The following is a 20,756-nucleotide window of genomic DNA, read 5'->3' as shown; positions in this document are numbered from 1 at the left end:
CTTATGCCTCCCCGTCGTCATCAGTACCGGTGGCGAAAAGGTCGCCGGTGTCGGTATCGCGTCTGGCACGGGGGACCGGTTTCGCGGCGGGAAGGTCCTCCTCCTCTTCCGCCATCATCGGCAGGGATTCGATCTTCAGCGAATAGTCGTCCTTGCCCCATTCGCAGGCCGCCAGCACCGCCTGCGGGATTTTCCGCAACGTCAGGTTGGCCAGCCTGTCGGCGCCGGATTCGTAGGCGGTGCAGCAGATCAAGAGGCTGCGGCTTTCGCCCACCTCGTCCGATATGGCGCGGAGCTGGTCGAAGGTCAGGCTGTTGGTGGTGACATAGATGAACGAGGTTTCCGAGGACTGGCCGTGCATCCAGTAATGTTCGGTCGAGGGGGCGTAGGTGTAGTTGAAATGCTTGCACATCGCCTCGGCCAGCATGGCAGGATTGTATTCCTTGCGGATCACCCAGTTGCCCCACTGGTCCTTTTCCAAGAGCGAGGGCGCGAGGCGGAAGAAGCGGTATCCGCCGCCGCCCTTCCAGCCCGCCGCCTCGGTCACGCCGCCCTTGTCCTGCCCGTCGATGACCTTGTTCAGGCGGGGCACGATATGGGTTTTGGCATGTTCCCCCAGTTCCACCATGATCCAGCGGCGCCCCATCTTGTGCGCCACCGCGCCGGTGGTGCCAGACCCGGCGAAGGAGTCGAGGACAAGATCGCCGGGGTTGGTAGCTACCTCCATTACCTTTCGAAGCAGTCTCTCCGGCTTTGGGGTGCCGAATAGGCTGGTTACAGGAATTTCAGGAAACAAGTTTTTCAATTCATACTTGGCTTGCCGATTGTGCCCTGTTTCATCCAAATCCACCCAGAGAGAAGATGGTGGCAGGCCTGACTGATCCGATAGATAGGTTCTGCGTATCAAGCGTTTCCCGTCCGGCGAGAATCTAATCTCGCCAGTTTTCATCTTTGCGTCGATTGTTTCGCGAGACCATCGCCAACCATTGGGGGGATGTTTAATAGTGTATCCTTGGGGAGATACCACATCAAATTGCAGATTTGGCCGCAGCCCCGGATTCTGCATATTGTTGCCGTCAAACCAAGGACCGCGAGGATCGTTGTCTGGATTCTTGAAGTGCTTCCTTTTCGATGGGTCATTAAGAAAATTCGGCCGCCAGTCCGGATCTTTCGCGTAGACCAACAAGCTGTTGTGATCCAGAGAAAATTTGGTGACGTTATTGTTGCTACTGTCAGATGTTCTCCAAATAGTGTCCGAGATGAAGCAACGGCGACCAAAAATCTCGTCACACATGACTTTCAGATAATGGCCTTCATTGTCATCAATGGCAATCCAAAGCGAACCGTCCTTAGAAAGAAGATTCCATATAATCTCCAGCCGATCCCTCATCATCCCCAGCCAGAGGGAATGCTCCAGCCCGTCGTCATAGTGCTCGAACGCCGACCCGGTGTTATACGGCGGGTCGATGAACACGCATTTCACCTCCCCCCGCACATTCGGGTCGGTCTCCAGCGCTTTCAGCGCCAAGAGGTTGTCACCATGGATCAGGACATTGTCGAAAATATTCCCCTCGCGCCGGGCCTCGGCGTGATGCGAAAACTCGGGGTCTTCGATCAGGATGCGCGGTTCCAGCCGGGGGCGGATGTCCTTGCCGATCCAGGTGAGTTCCAGCCTGGTCTTTCCCGTCGCCATGAAAGGCCCCCTTACGTCAACGTCCAGCGTATCGTGAACAGGTCTTCGACCTGCGGTGTCAGGTTCAACTGCTCGGCGATGGCGTCGAGCATCCGCTCGCGTTCCTCGTCGATCTCGCGCAGCCGGGTGTGCAACTGGTGGCGCAGGTCGTCAACCTGCCGCTTCAGCGCCTTGCCTTCGCGCTGCAACTCCAGCTTGGCCTGAAGATTCGGCGTGGCGCGGGCCAGCTTGGTCTTTTCGGTGGCCTCTTTGGTCAGGGCCTTCATCTGCTGTTCATAGGCGACCGCGGCATCGTTGCGCCATGCGTCGAGGCGCTCATCCTCTTCGTTGAGGAATTCGCCCAACCGCTCCTGCGCCCGGCCGATCAAGGTGGTCTGCCGGTCTTCCACCATCCCCGCCAGCGGACCTTCCGGCAATTCCTCCCCGATGGCCCCCACCTCTTGTCCGGGCACCATGAGCATCCGCTCGGCCGTGGCAGGGTCCAGCGGCGTGTCGTCATCGGTGAAACCCGCACAGATGATCTCATCCCAGGTCCGCGCCGGCGTTTTCAGCGTCAGCCGCGCCACCCGCATCCAGCCGGACTGGCCGCGCAGCCGGGCGACATCGCCCAGATTGCCGTCATAGGCCGGATAGTTGAAGACAAGCCGCGCCGGGGCCAGGCTGCGCCCCTTGGCCTGCGCAACCAGCCGGTCCGCCAGCCCGCCATCGGCAAGCCGGAAGAAGTTCCAGCCCCGTTCATCGGCCTCGGGCCATTCGGTCGACCAGGTCGCGCCGTCATGATCGAAGCGCTGCGCGTGGTCGTCATGGAACCGCGCCCCGGGCAGTTCGGCCCGCGCAAGGCCGAGAAGGGCGCGCTTGAATTCGCCCAGGGCCGCGCCGACGCTTTCCTTGCGGCCCAGCAGGCGCTCGATGACCTTGTCGTCCATCTCGGCCAGAAGCTTGTTGCGGGCGTCCTGCTTGGCTTCGTCGATCTCGACGCTGAATTCCGCCTGCAAGCGGTCGAAGGCGGCATTGATCTCGGCGTCCGTCCGGCTTTGCTGGACGATTTCCAGGATGCGGCGTTCGATGTCGACGCCGGATTCGATGGCGCCCAGCACCTCGTCGGAAGAGCCGAAGACGCCGTCGAACAGCTTGAACTTCTGCTCTAGCAGTTGATGGATGCGCTCCTCGGCCTGGTTCTTGCGGTTCAGGAAGTTGATGACGGTGACGTCGATCTTCTGGCCATAACGGTGGCAGCGCCCGATCCGCTGCTCGACACGCTGAGGGTTCCAGGGCAGGTCGTAGTTGATGAGCAGCGAACAGAACTGAAGGTTGATGCCCTCGGCCCCGGATTCCGTGGCGATGAGGATGCTGCGGTCATGGCGGAAAGCATCGACGATGGCGGCCTTCATGTCGGCCGTTTTCGAACCTGAGACCACTTCGGTGCCACGGTTACTGGCAAGCCAAGCCTTGTAAAGTGCGGCGCTGTCATTGTCCGAATTCGACCCGTTCAGGATGACGGTCTGCCCGGCAAAGCCGTTCGCTTCGAGAAGGTCGCGCAAGTAGCTCTGGGTGCGGACGGATTCCGTGAAGATGACGGCCTTGCGGCTCCCCCCCTTCCCGGTGATTTCGGTCATGACGCCGGGCAGGCAATCCAGGAGGGCCTTGGCCTTAGCATCATCGGTGATCGACTTCGCGAGGTCGCGGTAACGGGTCAGCTCGGCGATCTCGGCCTGAAGCTTCTTGGGATCCACCTGTCCGATCTTGTCGTCCGAATGATCCTCGACGGCATCCGCCTCGGCCCCCGCGCCAGCGTCGCGCCATTCCTCCGCCTCCTCGGAGAAGCCGTCAATGTCCTCAAGGGTCTCGTCGTCGACGATCAGCTTCGCTTCGAGACGATGGACGATCTTGTCGAGCGTTTGCGCGATGGCGAAGGACGACGATCCCAGGATCTTGCGCAGCATCAGGGTGACGAGATGCCGGCCATTCTGGCCGAGCGCGATGGTTTCTGGGTTCTGCAGATAGGCGGAAACCGAGTTGTAGAGATCGACCTCCAGCCGGTCGGGCGTGAAATCGAAGGTCTTCGGCAGGCGATTGGTATAGTTGATCAGGCCTGCCTTCTGAACCTGCCGCCGCAGGGTGCGCCTACAGATCGGATCGAGCCGCCGTGCCAGGAGCGCCCGCGACGTCGCATCCTCGCGCCCGCCGAACTCCGCGCGAAAGGCCTGTTCGGAACCGAAATAGGTGTCGTCGATGATGGTGACGAGGCCGTAAAGTTCCATCAGATTGTTTTGAAGCGGCGTGGCGGTCAGCAGCAGTTTATGGCATCCAGCCAAGGCATCGCGCAGGATCGCCGCCCGTGAGTGTTCTGCAGCTTTGTAGACGTTGCGAAGCTTGTGGGCCTCGTCGAAAACCACGAGATCCCACTTTACAGCGCGTAGGGCATCAGCGATACGAGCCGCGTATTCGTAGGACAGAATTATGATGCCCTCGCGCCGCCCGATCGGATTTGGCTGGTCGGCGGCGACAAGGTCTTTCAGTTTCTTCGCGTCCAGAATGATGGACGGCAGAGAAAACTTTTCCCGAAGCTCATTGGCCCATTGCTTGCGGAGCGAGGCCGGCACAACCAGAAGCAGGTTGCGGCTCCGCTCCCACCAACGCTGGCTAAGGACGAGCGCGGCCTCGATAGTCTTGCCGAGGCCGACTTCGTCGGCAAGCAGAACCCCCTTCGACAGGGGCGAGCGCAGGGCAAACATCGCAGCGTCGACCTGGTGGGGATTGAGGTCGACCCGTGCAGACGACAAGGACTGCGTAAGTGCCTCATCCTCTCCGATCCCCTCACGGGTCAGGTAGTGGGCAAAGTATTTTGCCTGGTGGGGGCTGAAGACATCGGTCAGTTCGGTCATGCACCTGAAATTTCAGCAAGAGTTGCTATTGCCACCCTTCTAGCACGATAAGAAAGGCGATCCAGTCGGAAGTCATTCGCCCGACCAGCGATGCCAGCCGGAATCACGTAGGGCGCCGTGCGTCGGATGGGGATTGAGAAGAGTCTGGGTTTGCCGAGCGACAGGACGCGAACCCCGCTACTCCTGCGCATGCATCCCTGGGGCCTTTACAATGAAGCGGATCATCGGGAGCAACGCCTCCCAAAGCACATCCTGTTCGGGTTTGTCCAGCTGCCGGTAGACTGCGATCAGGTCTCGCTCGCGCTCCGTCAGCATCTCGCCGGAACTGCCCGTTCCAATGGGGGGGGCCGAAAGCAGTTCGAACGGCTGACATGCCAGCGCGGTGGCAAGGCGCTCCATCCAGTCGACCGTCAGCCTCCGGCGTCCTTTTTCGAGGTGGCTGATCTGTTGGTTGGTCGTGCCAACGCGATCCGCGAGGTGCTGCAAGGTCAGACCTTGTGCTCTCCTGAGCTGTGATATCCTGTTCTCCATCCTGTCGGCATCCAACAATCAGTTGGATTGCGCAAGCGGATAGCTCCGGCGGAGGAGCGACAGGGCGACTGCCGGATCCCGACAGTTCTGCCTATGTATGAAAATCGGAAAAATAAAACAAAACGTATGGACTCGTGAGGGGCTCCTTCCTAACCTTGCAGCGCCTGCGCTGCACGGTCCTTGAGGCCGCACCTGGGGTACGGAGGCAAGAGTGACACGTAAAAAGTATCGCATCACCGTGCCTGGACGCGCGCTTTCATCTGAGGGGCGCCGGCGGGCGGCGGCCTATGTTCGCATGTCGACCGATCTGCAGCAGTATTCCACCGACAACCAATTGGCTGCCATCCGGGCCTACGCCGAGAAGAACAGGCTGGAGATCGTGCGGGTCTACGCCGACGAAGGAAAGAGCGGGATGCAGGCGAAGGGTCGGGATGCTTTTCTCGACATGATCCGCACCATCGAAGATGGCGAAGCCGATTTCGCAGCGGTCATCGTCTACGACCACAGCCGCTGGGGGCGTTTCCAGATCCCGCACGAGTCGGAGAGATATGCCTGGGTCTGCGCGAATGCGGGCATCGATATCCACCTCTGCATCGGCGGTGTGCCGGAGGGCGCTGAGCATCTGGGTGCCGTGATCTGGAGCCTTAACAGCTATGGCTCAGGCGAGTTCCTTCGTGTTCTGTCAGCAAAAGTTCATGCGGGCCACTGCAACCTGGTCCGGCTGGGGTTTCGTCAGGGCGGACCTGCCGGCTACGGTTTACGGAGGGTGCTCCTGAATGACAAAGGCCACATCAAGCAGGAGCTGAAACGTGGAGACCGTAAGAGCTTGCAAACCGAGCGGGTTGTTCTGCGGCCGGGCCCGCAGGCCGAGGTTCGACGTGTCAGATGGATGTATGAACAGTTCGCCTCGCACGGCCTGTCCGAGTCCGGCATCGCCGCCGAACTGAACGCGAAGGGTATCCTGACCGATTTCGGGCGCCCATGGACCAGCGCTACGGTGCATCAAGTTCTGACGAACGAGAAATATATCGGCAACAACCTCTACAACCGAACCTCTGCCAAGTTGACGGTGCCGCGACGGGCGAATGCGCCCGAGGACTGGGTTCGCGCCGATGGCGCATTTCCCTCTATCGTCCCGCATGATCTTTTCCTGACGGTGCGGCAGATCATTGCCGAACGGAACCGCCAGTATTCCAATGAGGAACTGCTCGAACGTCTTGCCAGCCTGTTTCATCGGCGCGGCATGCTATCCGGTCTCATCATAGACGAGACCGAAGACATGCCACCCGCCAGCGCCTACCAGTCGCGCTTCGGAAGCCTGATCCGGGCCTACGAGAAGGTCGGTTTCCATCCAGTGCGGGACTATCGTTACATCGAAATCAATCGTGCCCTGCGGCTTCTTCATCGGGAGACGGTGCAGTCCACAGTAGCGCAGATCGAGGCGCAAGGCAGCCGCGTCCGACGAAATCCAGTGAATGACCTTCTGGCGATAAACGATGAGTTCACCGCCTCGCTTGTCGTTGCACGGTGCCAGCAGACCGCAGCGGGCGGGCGGCGCTGGATCATCCGGTTCGATGCAAGTCTGGATCCCGATATCACCGTCGCCGTCCGGATGAATGGCGCGAACGATGCGGCCCTCGACTACTACCTCCTGCCACGCTCGGAAATCACGGGCCATAGGCTTGGCCTCGCAGAGGAGAATGGATTTATGTTCGATACCTATCGCTTCGACACCTTGGAAGACTTCGTCGTGATGACCCGGCGCAGCCAGATTGCGGAGCTCGTGTCATGGTGACCCCGCTTGCGCCGGCGCCGATACAATGGATTGCGATAGACCGGATCCAGATCTCCAACCCCCGTGAACGCAATCGCCAGACCTTCAAGGAGCTTGTTGAAAGCATCTCCAAGGTCGGCCTCAAACGGCCTATCACGGTATCGGGCGGAGAAAATGGTGACCCCTATCAATTGGTTTGCGGCCAGGGCCGAATCGAGGCATTCCTCGCACTCGGGCAAAAGGAAATTCCAGCGGTCATTAGGGACCATACCGTCGAGGAACGTCTGGCGCACAGCATCATCGAGAACGTAGCTCGACGCCAGCATCGTCCACTGGAACTGCTTCAGGACATCGGTTCGATGCGTCAACGCGGATATTCCTGTGAGCTTATCGCGCAGAAAACGGGATTGTCGCACGGATACGTTCGGCAGATCAGCCAGTTGCAGGAGGCCGGAGAGGAACGCCTGATCAACGCCGTCGAGGCCGGACGCATCCCGCTGAACATCGCGCTGGAGATTGCGCGGTCGGAGGACAGCTCGATACAGGAGTCGCTCGCGGCTGCCTACGAGGCGAAACAGCTTAAGGGAAACCAGTTGCTGGCTGCGCGCCGACTTATCGAGCAACGTCGCCTGCGAGGAAAGAGAAACCGGCCTGATCCGCGCAAGAAGAGCACATCCGGTATCTCTCCCGAAATGCTCATGACGACTTGGAACAAGGAAATAGCAAGACAGCGCGATCTCGTCCGTAAGGCGGATCGGACTTCAAGCGACCTTACATTCATCATCGCGGCCTTGGATGCGCTGTTCAAGGACGAGGATTTCTACACACTGCTTCGAGCTGAAAAAATGGAAACTCTTCCTGCGCCCATTGCCAGCCTGGTTCTGGAGAGACGCCAATGACCGATCCCGAGCCTCCGAAGATTGGAGCAGCCTTCGAGCCTGACCTGATCGAGATCCCGTTCGACCGCATTATTTCTGGAAAAACTTTGCCGGCCACGGCACAGGCGAGCCGGAAATTTCAGATCATCGTGGAAACAATGTTGCGGGCAGGCATGGTCGAGCCGCCGGTAGTGACGCGAATGAAGGACGGAAGCGGCAATTTCCTTCTGCTGGACGGTCATGTCAGATTCGGTGTTCTGAAGGCGAATGGTTCCGAGCGGGTGACTTGCCTTGTAGCAACCGACGACGAGGCATTCACCTACAACAAGAGGAACAGCCCCGTCGCTACGGTTCAGGAACACCGGATGATTTTGAGGGCGATAGAAGACGGCGTCTCGGAGCAATGGCTGGCAGAGATGATGAAAGTCGACATCAGCACGATCCGTCGGAAAGTCCGCCTTCTTGACGGTATCGCCCCGGAAGTTGCCGAGATGCTGAAAGACAAGCGGTGCCCGATTGCCAGTTTCCAGATCTTGCGGAAGATGAAGCCCGCTCGTCAACTCCATGTGGCGGCCTTGATGGTTTCCATGAGCAGTTATTCATCCGGATTTGTCCAGACCATGCTGGATGCCACCAAGCCGACCGACCTATTGGTTCTGCCAAAGTCTAAGGTGAAGGGTCTGTCGCCGGAGAAGGTAGAACAGATGCAAACGGAAATGGCCGATCTCCAAAACCGTATCCGGGAAATCGAAAGCTCCTATGGAGCCGAAAATCTGAAACTGGTTCTGGCATCCGGCTATATCGCATCGCTTATGGAAAACTCACAGGTCAGGAGATTTCTCGACCAGCGCCACAAGGAGATATTCACAGAGTTCCGGCGTATCGCCGAACAGCGAAGCAGGCAGGTCGCCATTCAGGCAACGGGTTAGCCTATAGCGCCTGCCCGATGCGGAGCCGGTCGCCGGCCCATCGCCAGCTGCCTTGCGATCTTGGATCGACGGGCGATTTCACTCTTGCATCACAACGGCAAGGATCGTTTCCGACAGATCGGGGCCAACGCGCTGGAACCCCAGCAGTCGCGCCACCGCCCTGGTCATTTCATCCGGTGGCATGACGCCGCTTTCGCTGCGTATCCGGGCGACTGCGGCTGCGATTTCCATCGGTGGCAGATATTCGGCCTTCAGAATCCCACCCGCCTCGTCTCTGCGATCGCGCACCGGCGGCGCAGCCGCCTGTTCCTCCGTCAGAACGAACGAACCGACCCGACGCAGGCGGTTGTCGCTGCGCCGCATTGCTGCAGCCAAAGCCCGCATCGCCGCATCGACGATGCGTCCGCCTGTGCGGGCCTTGCCGAAGGCCGCCGCGATCCGGCGCGCGATCTCGTCCACATGAATCGGTCCCTCGATCTCGACGATCCTGATGATGAGATCGCCGATCTGTCCCTGCGGCGCCTCGTGCGGCTCCACCGCGCTGCGGACAGACAATTCCGCGCGCCGGTAGGGCGGCGCGCTCAGTTCCAGGTGGCCGATCTCGATCGGACCCGAGGTTTCATTCTCGGGCGCCAAAATTGGCGCCATCCCTCCAGTGTTCGCGCCCCGCACCGCGATTCCGTCCGATGCTGCTTCCTTTGCCGTCAACAGGGCTTCGGCAAGCCGCCGGACTTCATGCTCGCGGCGATGGAACCAGTCCGTGCTCCAGATCCGGTGGAAGCGCCAGCCGAGGCTTTCCAGCACGTCCTGACGCAGACGGTCCCGCTCGCGCGCCCAAAGTGCCGCATGATAGGCCGCGCCATCGCATTCGACGGCCACAATATACTGGCCGGGGCGGTCCGGGTGGCGCACGCCGATGTCGATGCGGAAACCGGCGGTGCCGACCTGCGGATCGGCCTCATACCCGAGACCGCGAATGATGCGGATCACATCCTCCTCGAACGGGCTGTCAGCCTCGAGACCGGTGGCCACGCGTTCTTCGATGACGCCGGTCTTCGCGAAATCGAGGAAGCGTTTCAGGACGCGCGGGCCTTCCCGCGACGACCGGCTCGGGTCGATGTCGCCAGGATCGAAGGAGGCAAAGACTTCGCAGCGGATTCTGGCCCGTGAGAACAGCACGTTCAGGCGCCTCTCGCCGCCTTCGCCGTTCACCGGGCCGAAGGACATCGAGGCCAGCCGCCCGTTCGGTTCCTGCGGACCGTAGCCGACCGAGATCAGGATCACGTCGCGCTCGTCGCCCTGCACGTTCTCGATGTTCTTGACGAAGACATCCTCGGCCCGGCCCTCGCGCAGGAAGGCGTCAAGCACCGGATCGCGGCGGCGCTCGTATTCCAGCACCTCGGTCAGCGTATCCGACTGCGCCTTGGAAAACGCCACGACGCCCAGCGACAGGTCCGGGTAGGTGCGGGCATGTTCAGCGACCGCCTTCACCACATGCTGCGCCTCGATCTTGTTGGTGCCGGCGCGCGCTGTCGTCGTCTTGCCACGGGCGTAGACGCCAGGCACACGGTGGAACTTCAGCCCGTAATTCGGATCCAGCTGTAGCGGCGATGGCGGCAGGACCAGGTTGTCGCCATAGAATTCGGCATTCGAGACCCGGATCAGCGAAGGGTCGCGCGACCGGTAATGCCATTCCAGCATCCGCGAGCGCAGTCCCCTCGCTTCGCAGAGCGACAGGATACTCTCCATATCGGCAGCCGTGGCGCCGACCGGCTGATCTTCGTCTTCCTCCTCCTCATCGCCCTCATCTACCAGCCTGTCGAAAAACGAAGTCGGCGGAAGCTGCTTCTGGTCGCCCACCACGACGATCTGGCGCGCCCGCGCGATGACGCCCAAGGCATCCTCCGGCCGGATCTGCGAGGCTTCGTCGATCACCAGCAGGTCGAAGGTCACCGTGTCGGGCGGCAGGAACTGCGCGACCGAGATCGGGCTCATCAGCATCACCGGCTTGATGCGCTGCACCATGGAGCCGGCGTTTCTCATCACCCAGCGGATCGGCTTGTGGCGGCTTTTCCGGCCGATCTCGCCACGGATCACGCCCATCTCGCCCATGCTGCCGCGGGGAATTTGGGCGAAATGGCGCGCCAGGATCAGCGCCTGCGCGTCGTTCAGGCGTGAACGCTCCTTTTCCTGGAACAGGCGCACCAGCTCATGCCGGTCCAGCCCGGCCAGCCGCCCAAGTTCCGGCCGCGCGGCCCGTGCCGCGTTCCACCGCGCCTCGGCGCAGGCATAGGTGAATTCGTCCACCGCCTTGTCAGGATCGACACGGCCATCGCCGACCGCATCGACCACATCGCCGGCCCCGGCCTCGACCATCTGCGCCGTCGCGCGCGCCAACGCCGCCCAGTCGGCATAACTCCAGCTCTCGGTGCGCATGTCCTCGAAGGCTGCGGCCAGCTCTCCGATATCCACGCCGCGCAGGTCCGGGACGAACTCGGCCTGCTCCAGACTAAGCTTCAACCGGGCAATCGGTTTGCCGGCCTGCTCTTCAGCATTACGGGCCAAGGCCGCAAGAGCCGCTCGCGCAGGAACATCGGCCGCCACCAGTGCCGACAGGACATCTTCGGCCGAAGCGAAACCAGTGATCTTCAGCTTGCCCAGCCAGGCCGAAACTTCGGCGAATCCCGCGAAATCGGTGCGCTCGCAGCGCCAGTTCTCGCCCAGGGCGGCTTGCAGCCACGCCTCATCATCGGCCAGCCGTCGACGAAGGGTCTGCACATGGGCCAACTGGTCGACCAGCGCCAGGCGCTCCGCCGCTGCCTTCGGAAGCGGTGCCGACAGCAGCCCTGCCAGACCTGCCGAGGCTTTGCGATAGGGCCCGAATATCCGCGCGAAGAAGGAAGCCTGACCGCCGGCGATGGCGACCCGCAAAGATGAAATATCTGCCGTCCACGCCGGTTCTGCGAACCGGCTCTCGGCGTCACGCCGCGCCTTGGACCATTCGCTGCCTGCGGTCAGGGCCTCGGCCAGCCGGGCCTGATCGACACGCTCGAACAGGCTCTGCGTGACAGCGGATTGCGCATCTGAGGGGGCCGAGGACAACAGCTCCAATATGGCTACCAACGCTGTCACATCGGAAAGCGAAAGCGGCACGGGCCGAAGCGCCGTTCTTGCCAGCCGCGCGGCCTCTTCCGCAAGTTTCCGCAGCGCGCTGGATGCCGCTTCCAGTTCCAGCTCCAGCCTGGAAAGGTCGGTTGGCTGAAGGTCGTAGTCCCGGGTGCCCCGGAAAGGATGCGCCTCCGGAGCGCCGATCCGGGTCAGGGCCTCGACGAAGCGGGCGATGGCCTGGGCCGCCACACGCCTTTGCGACAACCCGAGACGGTCGAGATGATCCAACGGGATCGACGGCGGCTGCACGCCTTTTCCGATCAGTCCGATGATCTCGGACATGGCCCGGAACGGCGTATCGCCCGGCGCTCCCATGGGCTGATGCAGCAGGTCCGAAATCCTGTTCAGCGTGTCTCGGTCCTGCCGCAAGGCCGCCGCGTCCGCAATTGCCGGTAGCGCCGCCGCGCTGGCCATCAGGGTTCGGCCCAGTTCCTGCGCAAGTGCCTTCTTGTTGGCGCTGCGGGAATGCAGTTCCAGGCAGATGTCGCGCAGGCCGGATTTTACGAGCCGATGATGCACGACCGACAGCGCCGCCATCTTCTCGGCCACGAAAAGCACGGTCTTGCCGTCATGCGCCGCCGCCGCGATGAGATTGGTGATCGTCTGGGACTTGCCAGTTCCCGGCGGTCCCTGAACGACCAGGTTCGACCCACGCCGCACCTCCTCGATCACCTTGGTTTGCGAGGCATCTGCATCGACGACCTGAACGATGTCGGCGGGATCGAGCAGGATGTCGAGCTTGTCCTCGGGCCCGAACAGCGATTGCCCGCCATCGAACCCCTGGGCCAGCAGTCCTGCCAGAAGCGGATTGTCGGTCAGCCCGCCTTCGGACCAGGAGGTCGGGTCCAGGTCACGATGCATCAGAAGCTTCGCAAAGGAAAAGAACCCAAGCTGCATTCCATCTGCATCGACCGACCAACCGGGCTGACCCGAGACCGCATCGGCCACGCGCGCATAATATTGCGACGGCTGCCATCCCTCGGCCTCGTCCACCTCCGGCAGTAGAACGCCGAAATCCTGCCGCAGCCGCTCCTGCAGGGGCAGGTTGGTGGTGATATCGTCCTCGCGGGCCCGGATGTCATAGGTCGAGGTGCGTTCGTTCCGCACCAGTTCCACCGGGAGCAGCACCAGCGGTGCCTCGCGCCAGATGTCGGAGTTGCGGTCCTCCCGCCATTTCAGGAAACCGAGCGCAAGGTAGAGGATATTGAGGCCCTGCTCCTCTTCGGCGATGCGCGCATCGCTGGCCAGCCGCAACAGCCGCCGTGCCTGCGCCTCCGGGCCAAGGGGGGTATCGAGAAACTGGTCGGTGAACCGCTCGGGTCCGGCGGATTCCACGATTTCAGCCTCAGTGGACAGCAGCGAAAGCTGCTCACCCTCCTGTTCCTCATCCTTCCGACGGTCTTTTCCGGTCGCCTTGAAACGCAGCCGTTTCGCCTGGTCGCGCAAGAGGTCGAACACATCGTCGGACCGTTCGTTGATGATCGTCAGGCAATTGGCGCGCTGGTTCGCCCGGTTCACATGGATCAGCCGATTGCGGGTTCCGGTTTCCAAGAGCTTGCGCCGCGCGGCATCAAGAACCTTCGTCGTCAAGCGATCCGCGTGATCGAGCATGATGAGTTTGTCCTTTTCTTGTCGGATGACACGCAGCCACCGCCCGCAACGATGCAAACCGAGGTCTGACCAGATTTTGACCAAACCACGGCTTTACCGGATTAATTCACCGATTGGCGCGTCGGAACAACCCGGGAATTGATCGCATATCCGCCTGGACAGTCTGCCCGCGCCTGGTAGCCTGGCCGGCGGAAAGGAATCCCCGCGCCGATGACTGCTGCCGACTGCCCGATCTGTGCCCGTGCCATGGGGCTTGCCGCCCTGCGTTGCGCCGGAGCCTCGGGCGATCTCATCGCGCCGGGGCGGCATGTCGCGGCTTGGGCCGATCTGGACGCGACGGAACAGCTGGCGATGCTGTCGCTGATCTCGGCTGCGCTTCGAGACGGTGCGCCCGTGCTGCGGTCCACCCGGACCCATGGGCATTTCACTCTGGAACTCGATGAAGGTCCGGCAGATGCACCTGGCCTGCTGATCGCGGGCGGCGATGATCCGCTGCTGACCCATCTCATCCGCCATATCGACACGGCCGAAGCGGTCGATCTGGCCATCGCCTTCGCGCTGGACAGCGGGGTGAGCCTGATCTTCCCATGGCTTGAGGATCTCTTGGATCGCGGCGGGCAGTTGCGGCTGGTGGTCGGCGACTATCTGGATGTGACCGAGCCCTCGGCCCTGCGCAAGCTGCGTGATCTGGACAACGAGGGGCTGCCCGGCCGGTTCGAGCCGCATGTGTTTGAAACCCGTGGCACCAGCTTTCACCCCAAGGCCTGGCTGTTTCGGGCCACCGGAACGGGCGGCGCCACCATCGTCGGCAGTTCCAACCTCAGCCGCTCGGCGCTGACCGATGGCGTGGAATGGAACCTGCACAGCGCCTCGCCGGGCGATCTGCGGGCGGTCGAGGGGGCGTTCGAGGCGCTGCTGGCCGACCCGCGGGTGGTGCCTCTGACCGATGGCTGGATCGACGCCTATACCGCGCGGCGCAAAGCCCGGCCTCTGCCGGATTTCGCCGGGAAGATCGCGAATGCTGAGCCGCCGAAAGAGGCGCCGGAACCGCACGGCATCCAGATCGAGGCGCTGGCGGCCCTGGCGGCGACGCGGCGCGACGGCCATCACGCCGGGCTGGTTGTTCTCGCCACGGGCCTTGGCAAGACCTGGCTTTCGGCCTTCGACAGCCGCGGCTTCGACCGAGTGCTGTTCGTCGCGCATCGCGAGGAGATCCTCGCGCAGGCCATGGCGACCTATCGCCAGATCCGTCCCGAGGCGCGTTTCGGCCGCTATTCCGGCACCGCCAAGGAGGAGGGCGAAATCGTCTTCGCCTCGATCCAGACACTGGGTCGGGCCGAGCATCTGCGCCGCTTCGCCCCCGCTGAGTTCGACTATATCGTGGTGGACGAGTTCCACCACGCCTCGGCCGCGAGCTACCGCGGCCTGCTTGGTCATTTCACCCCGCGCTTCCTGCTGGGCCTGACCGCGACGCCCGAGCGCACCGACGGCGGCGACCTGCTGTCGCTTTGCGATGAAAACCTCGTTTTCCGCTGCGATCTTTACGAAGGGATCACCCGGGGCCTCTTGGCGCCGTTCCATTATTTCGGCGTGCCGGATGATGTGGATTACGCGCAAATCCCATGGCGATCCGCCCGCTTCGACGAGACGGCGCTAACCGAGGCCGTGGCGACCCGCTCCCGGGCCGAAAACGCGCTGGAACAATTGCGTCAGCATGGCCAAGGTCCGGCCATCGGCTTTTGCGTTTCGACCCGCCACGCCGATTTCATGGCCGAATATTTCACCGCCGCCGGGCTGCGCGCGGCCTCGGTCCATTCCGGCCCGGGATCGGCGCCCCGGGCCTCATCGTTGGAGGCTCTTGGCCGGGGCGATCTCGACGTCCTCTTCGCCGTCGACATGTTCAACGAGGGCGTGGACGTGCCGATGATCGGCACCGTGCTGATGCTGCGACCGACCGAAAGCACCATCCTGTTCCTGCAACAGCTGGGCCGGGGCCTGCGCCGCCATGGCGACAAGGTGCTGCGGGTGATCGACTATATCGGCAATCACCGGGTTTTCCTCACCAAGGCCCGGGCGCTGCTGGCCGCTGCCGACGGCGACCGTTCGCTGTCGCAGCGGATCGAGGCTGCGGCTGCGGGCACGCTGGACCTGCCGCCGGGTTGCGAAATCACCTATGATCTTCAGGCGCTGGATTTCCTGCACGCGATGCTGAAGCAACGGCCCGGCGGCGACGAGGCCGAGGCCTGGTATCGCGATTTCCGCGCCCGGATGGGCGAACGCCCCCGAGCGGCGGAATTTGCCGGTGCCGGGTTCCAGCCGGCGCGCACCGGCCATGGCGGCTGGTTCGACTTCGTGCGCGATATGGGCGATGCGGTGCCGGAGGCCTCGCAGATCCACAAGACCTTGCTGCAGACGGTGGAGCGGGCGAATTTTCCCGATGCCGGACCGCTCTTGCTGCTTCTTGCGCTGCTGTCGGATCCGGAGCGCGGCGAGGCGCGCGAACGCCTCGTCCAGAAGGCGGCAATTGCCGCTCGGCGCCGCAATCTTCCGCTGGGCCTGGATCGGTTGGATACCGCCTGGCCGAATTGGGCGATGAGCCCCGAATTCCGGGTGGAGGGCGACCGGCTGTCCCTGCGCCGTCCGCCGGCGGCAGGCTTGCCCGACCTGCTGGAAGAGTTGATCGACTGGCGGCTTGCCGGTTTTGCCGGTTTTGCCGGTGCGGCAGGCGCGGGACAGGAGATGGACGATGCGGCATCCCCGTTCCGGACCACGCCGCAGCTCTGGCACGAATACATGCGCGAAGACATTCCGCCGCTGTTCGGCGCGGTGTTCAACCCTGGGAACTGGAATTCCGGGATCGTGGCACTGGACCGGGATCTGGTCCTGCTGACCACGCTCAAGAAAGGCACCATGGCCGCCGGCAACCATTACGAGGACCGTTTCCTGTCGCCCACCCGCCTGCAATGGCAAAGCCAGAGCCAGACGCGGCAGGCCAGTCGGCACGGCCGGATCCTGTCGGGGCAGTTGCTGGACCACCGGGTCCACCTGTTCGTGCGCAGTGAAAAACTGCGCGGCAAGACCGCGGCTCCCTTCCTCTACCTCGGCATCCCCCGCTTTGCCGGATGGCACGGTGAAAAACCGATCACCATCGACTGGGATCTGCCCGAGCCGGTGCCCGAACATTTCCGCAAGATGCTGCGGGTGCCATCCTAGAGTCCGGCCTGATGTCTTCCGACACTTCGTCATGCGCGACGGCCGGGGTGCTGAAATCATTTTATGGCCACTGGTCGCGAGGCGGCAGATTTTTCGACCACAGCCCAGTCGACCCGCCTGTGTCATTCCGGTTCGATTCCGAGGAGATCAAGGTTGATCAGCCCGCGTCGTTCGGGTTCTCGTCGTCCTCGGGCATCTTCCTGGGATAACCCAGCGAAATGTTCATGATCCGCGTTCGGCCGACGGGCTGGAAAGGCGGCGATGAGTGTGGCCGAACAGCCAGAGATCCGGGCCGTGCCGGGAGATTCAACCGTCGGCAGATGGGCGTCAACCTGTCGATTGGGTCGGTTGCGGAGGGACTGGGGCCGTGATGCGTCATGATCGGGAGAAGCCGGGACCACGCCCGGCTTCGGCCTGGAAGCGATCGGGATGTCTTGGCTGTTGTGCGGAGTTGAACCCTTAGTGCGGCGCATCCAAGGTGCTATACTCTAGATGTAATGATGGAGGGACCGATGCACACGACGACTCCGCACAAGGTCGGGGAATCGGTGATGATGGTGGTCCCGCCCACGTTGCTCGATCTGCTCCACATCGGAGCCGGAACCAAGGTTGCGCTGACCGTCGACAACGGGCGACTGGTGGTCCATCCGCAGTCGCGCCCAGGCTACACGCTCGACGAGCTTCTGGCACACTGCGATGCTTCGGCCGAACCGACCGGAAAGGATCCCGCATGGATCAACGAGGCTCCGGCAGGTGCCGAGTTGATCTGATTGAGCACGGTGACATCTATCCCGTGCCGCTGGACCCTGCGCAGAGCAGCGAAAAGCAACGCGCTCGGTGCTGGTCGTCTCGCCCGGGCCGTTCGACCGGCTGACGGGCATTCCGACGGCCTTGCCTATCATGCAGAGCGGTTACTTCACCCGCACGGCAGGTTTGTCGTGTCGCTGATGGCTGACTGCCTCATCCAGCGCGCCGCAAAAAAACCCTTCAAGAAGGATCAGTCGCCGGTGCTCTGGGCGTCAAGGTATTGCCGCACCCGCCAGAGGTCGAGCATCTGCCCGTTGCGGATGATCTCCAGAGCGGACCGCCCCCCGAAGGCCGCGTTCTCGCGCCGCATCCAGCCGTAGAGGCGTGGCCCGTCGTTTCCGAAGACGAGCCGCAGCGCGCCATGTATGCCGAGATAAAGGGACAGGCGAGTCTCGAGGTCACGCCCGATCCGGCCGATGTTCCCGGCTTTCCAACTGGACCAGGTGCGGCTGGACAAGCCGCCGAGCAGATCCCTGGCCTCCGTATCGCTGACGCTCCACAGGTGGAACAGGTTCACGATTGCGCGGGCGGCGGCCCGGGCCTCCGCATCGGTCAGGTGGGGCGTGGTTGAGGCCAATGCGCTTCGCTGTAGTCCCGACATCATTGCGGCCTCCTGTCATCACGACCACGATCAAGGGCAGAAGGTCGTTTGTCAAAGCGTCCGATCCCGATCACGGCCGGACCAAGGCATCCGGCCAGTTGCTTGGCAGGTTGTTGGTCAGGTCGCCGGCGACGACCAGCGCATCGACCGCGCCAAGCATGGGCCTGCCCGTCCAGCGCCGTCATCAGCGGGCCGCGGGCATCAGGCACCGCCAGCTTCACCGCCGAGGGCACCACGCAATGGATGGACTGGCCATGGTTCACATGGTCGTTCGGATGCAGCGCCGCATAGTCGCCGGCCGGACGGCCGCGGACCCCCTTCGTGATCGGGGCGGCGTGGCGAGCAGGCTGGCGACGGCATCTTCGCTCGTCGGCGCGAACGTTCCAGGAGTTCTCCCCGCGCCCCCGTGTCACCCCTGTTCGCTCCCGATAAGATCCAGATCGATCAGCCCCTTCCGGACGCGCCTTTCGGGGTCTCCGGACCCACAAACATCCTTCTTGCTGGAGCGCCGGCAAGATGGCGCTGATGCTTTGACCGCATTCATCTATCCAGCCTGATGCCCTCCCGTTTGACGGCGTAACTCAGCGTTGTCACCACATCTTTCGCATCCTCGAAGTCTGCCTTCTTCGCTGCCAACAGGTCGCAGTTGACGCCGGATCTTCGGCGAATCCTGTAGGTGTTCATCGGCTCCAGCACTTCCTCCGGTGCATCGTCGCGCACCACGACGAGGATATCCCAGTCGCTGTCGGGCCGGTGATCGCCCCGGGCGCGGCTACCGAAGAGCCAGATTTCCTCGGCGAAGAGTTCGGTCCGGCACAGGGTGATCAGATCCCGCGGCCTTGGCTCTTCCCGGAAGAACCCCTCGACTCGCCGCCGTGTCATTCCCGTTCCCCGATCCTGTCGAGATCGATCAGCCCCCGCCGAACGCGCTGTTCGGGATCTCCTGGGCGAAACTCGTGTTCATAGCCGATCGAGACGTTGCGCAGCAGCGTGCCGCCGGGCGCGCGCAGGTCGGCGGAGCGGTGGGTGTGACCGAAGATCCAGGCGTCGGGGCGATGGCTGTCGATCAGGCTGTCGAGATCGGAGGCAAAGCAGGGTGACAGCGGTGTCATCGTGCCCGCGACCGAGGCGGAGGGCGCGTGGTGCGTCACCACGACGGTCCTGCCGGGCCAGGGCTTCGCCAGCTCCGAGATCAGCCAGCCTCTCTGCCGTTCATGGACGGCGATGGTGTCCTCCGGCCGAAGCGCGCGTTCCGGGTCGCCGATCAGGATGCTGCTCCAGCCATAGGCGGCGGCGCAGTCGGGCATCCTCTGTGCGGCATGGCGGATGGATTCCTCGAAGGCGACCGGATCCCCGCCCGCACAGAGGCGCATGTCGGTCCAGAGCGTGGTCATCAGGATGCGGGTGTCGCCCAGCACCAGCCGTTGGCATTGCCCGAAGCCGCACCCCGCCTCCTGGCAGATGCGGGCAAGATCGCGGTCCAGCGTGTCGAGATTGCCGTGATAGTAGTCGTGATTGCCCGGCAGGATCACGGTTTTCGCGGCCGGATGGAGGGTGCCGAGCCAGCGGATCTCCTCCGGCCATCGGTCGAGGGCGGCCTCCGCCAGATCGCCGGCGATGATCAGCAGTTCGGCGTCGCGGCCGACATGGCGGATCGCCCGACCGAGGCGATGCCGGGCCTCTTCGGAGATCTCGTCAAGATGCAGGTCGGCGAGGATCAGGACCTTCATGGCCGGTCCTCTTCCAGAAGGCCGCGCAGCAGCGTCTCCGCCTCGGCGCCGGGTTCCCTGTCCTCCATCATTCCGTGTCCTTCCTCCCGTCCGCCAGCAACCCTGGCGCATCGGTGTCGATCAGCCCGCGCAGCAGGATGTCGGTCTCGTCGCCTTCCGGCACCTCCCCGGGATAGCCCTGCGAGATGTTCATGATCCGCGTGTGGCCGACCTGACCGGCGAGGCGGCGGTGGGTATGGCCGAACAGCCAGAGGTCGGGTTTGTGCAGCAGGATCCAGCCGTCAAGGTCCGACGAGAAGGCGGGCGTCAGCCGATCGATCGGCCCGGTGGCGCAGGGGCTCGGCCCGTGATGCGTCACGATCACCGTGGGTCCGGCATGGGGCCGGGCGATCCGGTCGGTCAGCCAGGCCAGGTGCTCGGCATGGACCTCGGCGGTGTGCCGGGGCAGCAGTATGTCGCTACGGGCGTTGCGCAGGATCAGACGGTAATCGTTCATCGCCTGCCGGGCGGCGTTCCCGGCGGCGGCCTCGTCGCCGGTAAGCCGGAAATCGGTCCACAACGTCGCGCAGAGGAAGCGCACCCCGCCGAACACGACCTCGGCCTTTTGCGCCCATGTCATGCCCGCATCCTCGACCATCGCCCGCAGCCGGTAGTCGCCATCGAGGCGGAAGTGGTAATAATCGTGGTTTCCCGGCAGGATATGGATCTTCGCCGGATCGATGAGCCGGGAGAGGCGGGCCAGGGCATCCGGCCAGTTGCGTAGCGGATTGTTGGTCAGATCGCCGGCGACGACCAGCGCATCGACCGCCCCGAGCACTGGCGCAAGTGCTGCAAAGGGATCGCGTCCCGTGCGCCGCCAGAGATCGGGGTGAAGGTCGGCTGTGACGAGGATGAGCATCGGACTTTCCTGAATGAGAAGCGTTGGAAACATGGATG

General features: G+C 63.0%; 13 protein-coding genes. 5 read left to right on the top strand and 8 right to left on the bottom strand.

Annotated features, from left to right (window positions below):
- Position 1: 1 nt before the first annotated feature.
- The 3 genes from ACE3P6_RS07675 to ACE3P6_RS07665 all read right to left on the bottom strand — a co-directional run bounded on the left by ACE3P6_RS07675 (position 2) and on the right by ACE3P6_RS07665 (position 5,109).
- The gene (locus tag ACE3P6_RS07675; protein WP_374393432.1) at positions 2–1,693 is read right to left on the bottom strand and encodes a site-specific DNA-methyltransferase; all 1,692 of its coding nucleotides are present in this window, start codon (positions 1,691–1,693) and stop codon (positions 2–4) included.
- A gap of 11 nt (positions 1,694–1,704) precedes the next feature.
- Positions 1,705–4,578, bottom strand: a complete 2,874-nt coding sequence (locus ACE3P6_RS07670; protein WP_374393430.1) for an SNF2-related protein — start codon at positions 4,576–4,578, stop codon at positions 1,705–1,707.
- Between the two features lie 177 nt (positions 4,579–4,755).
- A complete protein-coding gene (locus tag ACE3P6_RS07665; protein WP_374393426.1) occupies positions 4,756–5,109 on the bottom strand; it encodes a helix-turn-helix domain-containing protein in 354 nt (117 codons plus the stop codon).
- A 211-nt stretch (positions 5,110–5,320) separates the two neighbouring features.
- Here ACE3P6_RS07665 and ACE3P6_RS07660 point away from each other — a divergent pair, with 211 nt between their 5' ends.
- Genes ACE3P6_RS07660 through ACE3P6_RS07650 form a run of 3 tightly spaced genes read left to right on the top strand, consistent with a single transcriptional unit; the run spans position 5,321 to position 8,690 of the window.
- Complete coding sequence (locus ACE3P6_RS07660; RefSeq protein WP_374393424.1) at positions 5,321–6,904, top strand: recombinase family protein; 1,584 nt, start codon at positions 5,321–5,323, stop codon at positions 6,902–6,904.
- Positions 6,898–7,782: a ParB/RepB/Spo0J family partition protein gene (locus tag ACE3P6_RS07655; protein ID WP_374393421.1), complete on the top strand. Its 885-nt coding sequence runs from the start codon at positions 6,898–6,900 to the stop codon at positions 7,780–7,782. The genes ACE3P6_RS07660 and ACE3P6_RS07655 overlap by 7 nt, the downstream gene beginning before the upstream one ends.
- Positions 7,779–8,690 (top strand): plasmid partitioning protein RepB C-terminal domain-containing protein, encoded by a 912-nt coding sequence (locus ACE3P6_RS07650; RefSeq protein ID WP_374393419.1) that lies wholly within the window; start codon positions 7,779–7,781, stop codon positions 8,688–8,690. The genes ACE3P6_RS07655 and ACE3P6_RS07650 overlap by 4 nt, the downstream gene beginning before the upstream one ends.
- A 78-nt stretch (positions 8,691–8,768) precedes the next feature.
- On the opposite strand, the gene ACE3P6_RS07645 is transcribed toward ACE3P6_RS07650, so the two are convergent.
- Positions 8,769–13,469, bottom strand: coding sequence for a DUF3320 domain-containing protein (locus ACE3P6_RS07645; protein ID WP_374393417.1), 4,701 nt, complete (start codon positions 13,467–13,469; stop codon positions 8,769–8,771).
- Positions 13,470–13,679: 210 nt separating this feature from the next.
- Here ACE3P6_RS07645 and ACE3P6_RS07640 point away from each other — a divergent pair, with 210 nt between their 5' ends.
- Positions 13,680–16,682 carry a DUF3427 domain-containing protein gene (locus tag ACE3P6_RS07640; protein WP_374393414.1) on the top strand — a complete coding sequence of 1,001 codons (3,003 nt, stop codon included), beginning with the start codon at positions 13,680–13,682 and terminating at the stop codon, positions 16,680–16,682.
- Positions 16,683–17,194: 512 nt separating this feature from the next.
- A complete protein-coding gene (locus ACE3P6_RS07635) occupies positions 17,195–17,452 on the top strand; it encodes an AbrB/MazE/SpoVT family DNA-binding domain-containing protein (RefSeq protein ID WP_374393412.1) in 258 nt (85 codons plus the stop codon).
- Positions 17,453–17,679: 227 nt separating this feature from the next.
- Here the strand turns inward: ACE3P6_RS07635 and ACE3P6_RS07630 are convergent, their stop codons facing one another.
- The 4 genes from ACE3P6_RS07630 to ACE3P6_RS07615 all read right to left on the bottom strand — a co-directional run bounded on the left by ACE3P6_RS07630 (position 17,680) and on the right by ACE3P6_RS07615 (position 20,718).
- Positions 17,680–18,093 carry an MbcA/ParS/Xre antitoxin family protein gene (locus ACE3P6_RS07630; RefSeq protein ID WP_374393409.1) on the bottom strand — a complete coding sequence of 138 codons (414 nt, stop codon included), beginning with the start codon at positions 18,091–18,093 and terminating at the stop codon, positions 17,680–17,682.
- A 537-nt stretch (positions 18,094–18,630) separates the two neighbouring features.
- Entirely contained in the window at positions 18,631–18,972 is a 342-nt protein-coding gene (locus ACE3P6_RS07625) for a nucleotidyltransferase domain-containing protein (RefSeq protein ID WP_374393407.1), read from the bottom strand.
- The gene (locus tag ACE3P6_RS07620; RefSeq protein ID WP_374393405.1) at positions 18,969–19,820 is read right to left on the bottom strand and encodes a metallophosphoesterase; all 852 of its coding nucleotides are present in this window, start codon (positions 19,818–19,820) and stop codon (positions 18,969–18,971) included. The genes ACE3P6_RS07625 and ACE3P6_RS07620 overlap by 4 nt, the downstream gene beginning before the upstream one ends.
- 67 nt (positions 19,821–19,887) lie before the next feature.
- Positions 19,888–20,718: a metallophosphoesterase gene (locus ACE3P6_RS07615; protein ID WP_374393403.1), complete on the bottom strand. Its 831-nt coding sequence runs from the start codon at positions 20,716–20,718 to the stop codon at positions 19,888–19,890.
- Positions 20,719–20,756: the final 38 nt, after the last annotated feature.

Source organism: Tabrizicola sp. (assembly GCF_041911175.1).
In the GTDB taxonomy this organism is placed as follows: Bacteria; Pseudomonadota; Alphaproteobacteria; order Rhodobacterales; family Rhodobacteraceae; genus Tabrizicola.
The sequence above is the reverse complement of the archived record's forward strand: the minus strand, read 5'-3'. Positions and strand labels throughout refer to the sequence as shown.

Coding starts and splice junctions, on each gene's coding strand:
- ACE3P6_RS07670 (WP_374393430.1), bottom strand. CDS start 4,578: ATGACCGAACTGACCGATGTCTTCAGCCCCCACCAGGCAAAATACTTT.
- ACE3P6_RS07625 (WP_374393407.1), bottom strand. CDS start 18,972: ATGACACGGCGGCGAGTCGAGGGGTTCTTCCGGGAAGAGCCAAGGCCG.
- ACE3P6_RS07615 (WP_374393403.1), bottom strand. CDS start 20,718: ATGCTCATCCTCGTCACAGCCGACCTTCACCCCGATCTCTGGCGGCGC.
- ACE3P6_RS07635 (WP_374393412.1), top strand. CDS start 17,195: ATGCACACGACGACTCCGCACAAGGTCGGGGAATCGGTGATGATGGTG.
- ACE3P6_RS07640 (WP_374393414.1), top strand. CDS start 13,680: ATGACTGCTGCCGACTGCCCGATCTGTGCCCGTGCCATGGGGCTTGCC.
- ACE3P6_RS07650 (WP_374393419.1), top strand. CDS start 7,779: ATGACCGATCCCGAGCCTCCGAAGATTGGAGCAGCCTTCGAGCCTGAC.
- ACE3P6_RS07630 (WP_374393409.1), bottom strand. CDS start 18,093: ATGATGTCGGGACTACAGCGAAGCGCATTGGCCTCAACCACGCCCCAC.
- ACE3P6_RS07655 (WP_374393421.1), top strand. CDS start 6,898: ATGGTGACCCCGCTTGCGCCGGCGCCGATACAATGGATTGCGATAGAC.
- ACE3P6_RS07665 (WP_374393426.1), bottom strand. CDS start 5,109: ATGGAGAACAGGATATCACAGCTCAGGAGAGCACAAGGTCTGACCTTG.
- ACE3P6_RS07675 (WP_374393432.1), bottom strand. CDS start 1,693: ATGGCGACGGGAAAGACCAGGCTGGAACTCACCTGGATCGGCAAGGAC.
- ACE3P6_RS07620 (WP_374393405.1), bottom strand. CDS start 19,820: ATGAAGGTCCTGATCCTCGCCGACCTGCATCTTGACGAGATCTCCGAA.
- ACE3P6_RS07645 (WP_374393417.1), bottom strand. CDS start 13,469: ATGCTCGATCACGCGGATCGCTTGACGACGAAGGTTCTTGATGCCGCG.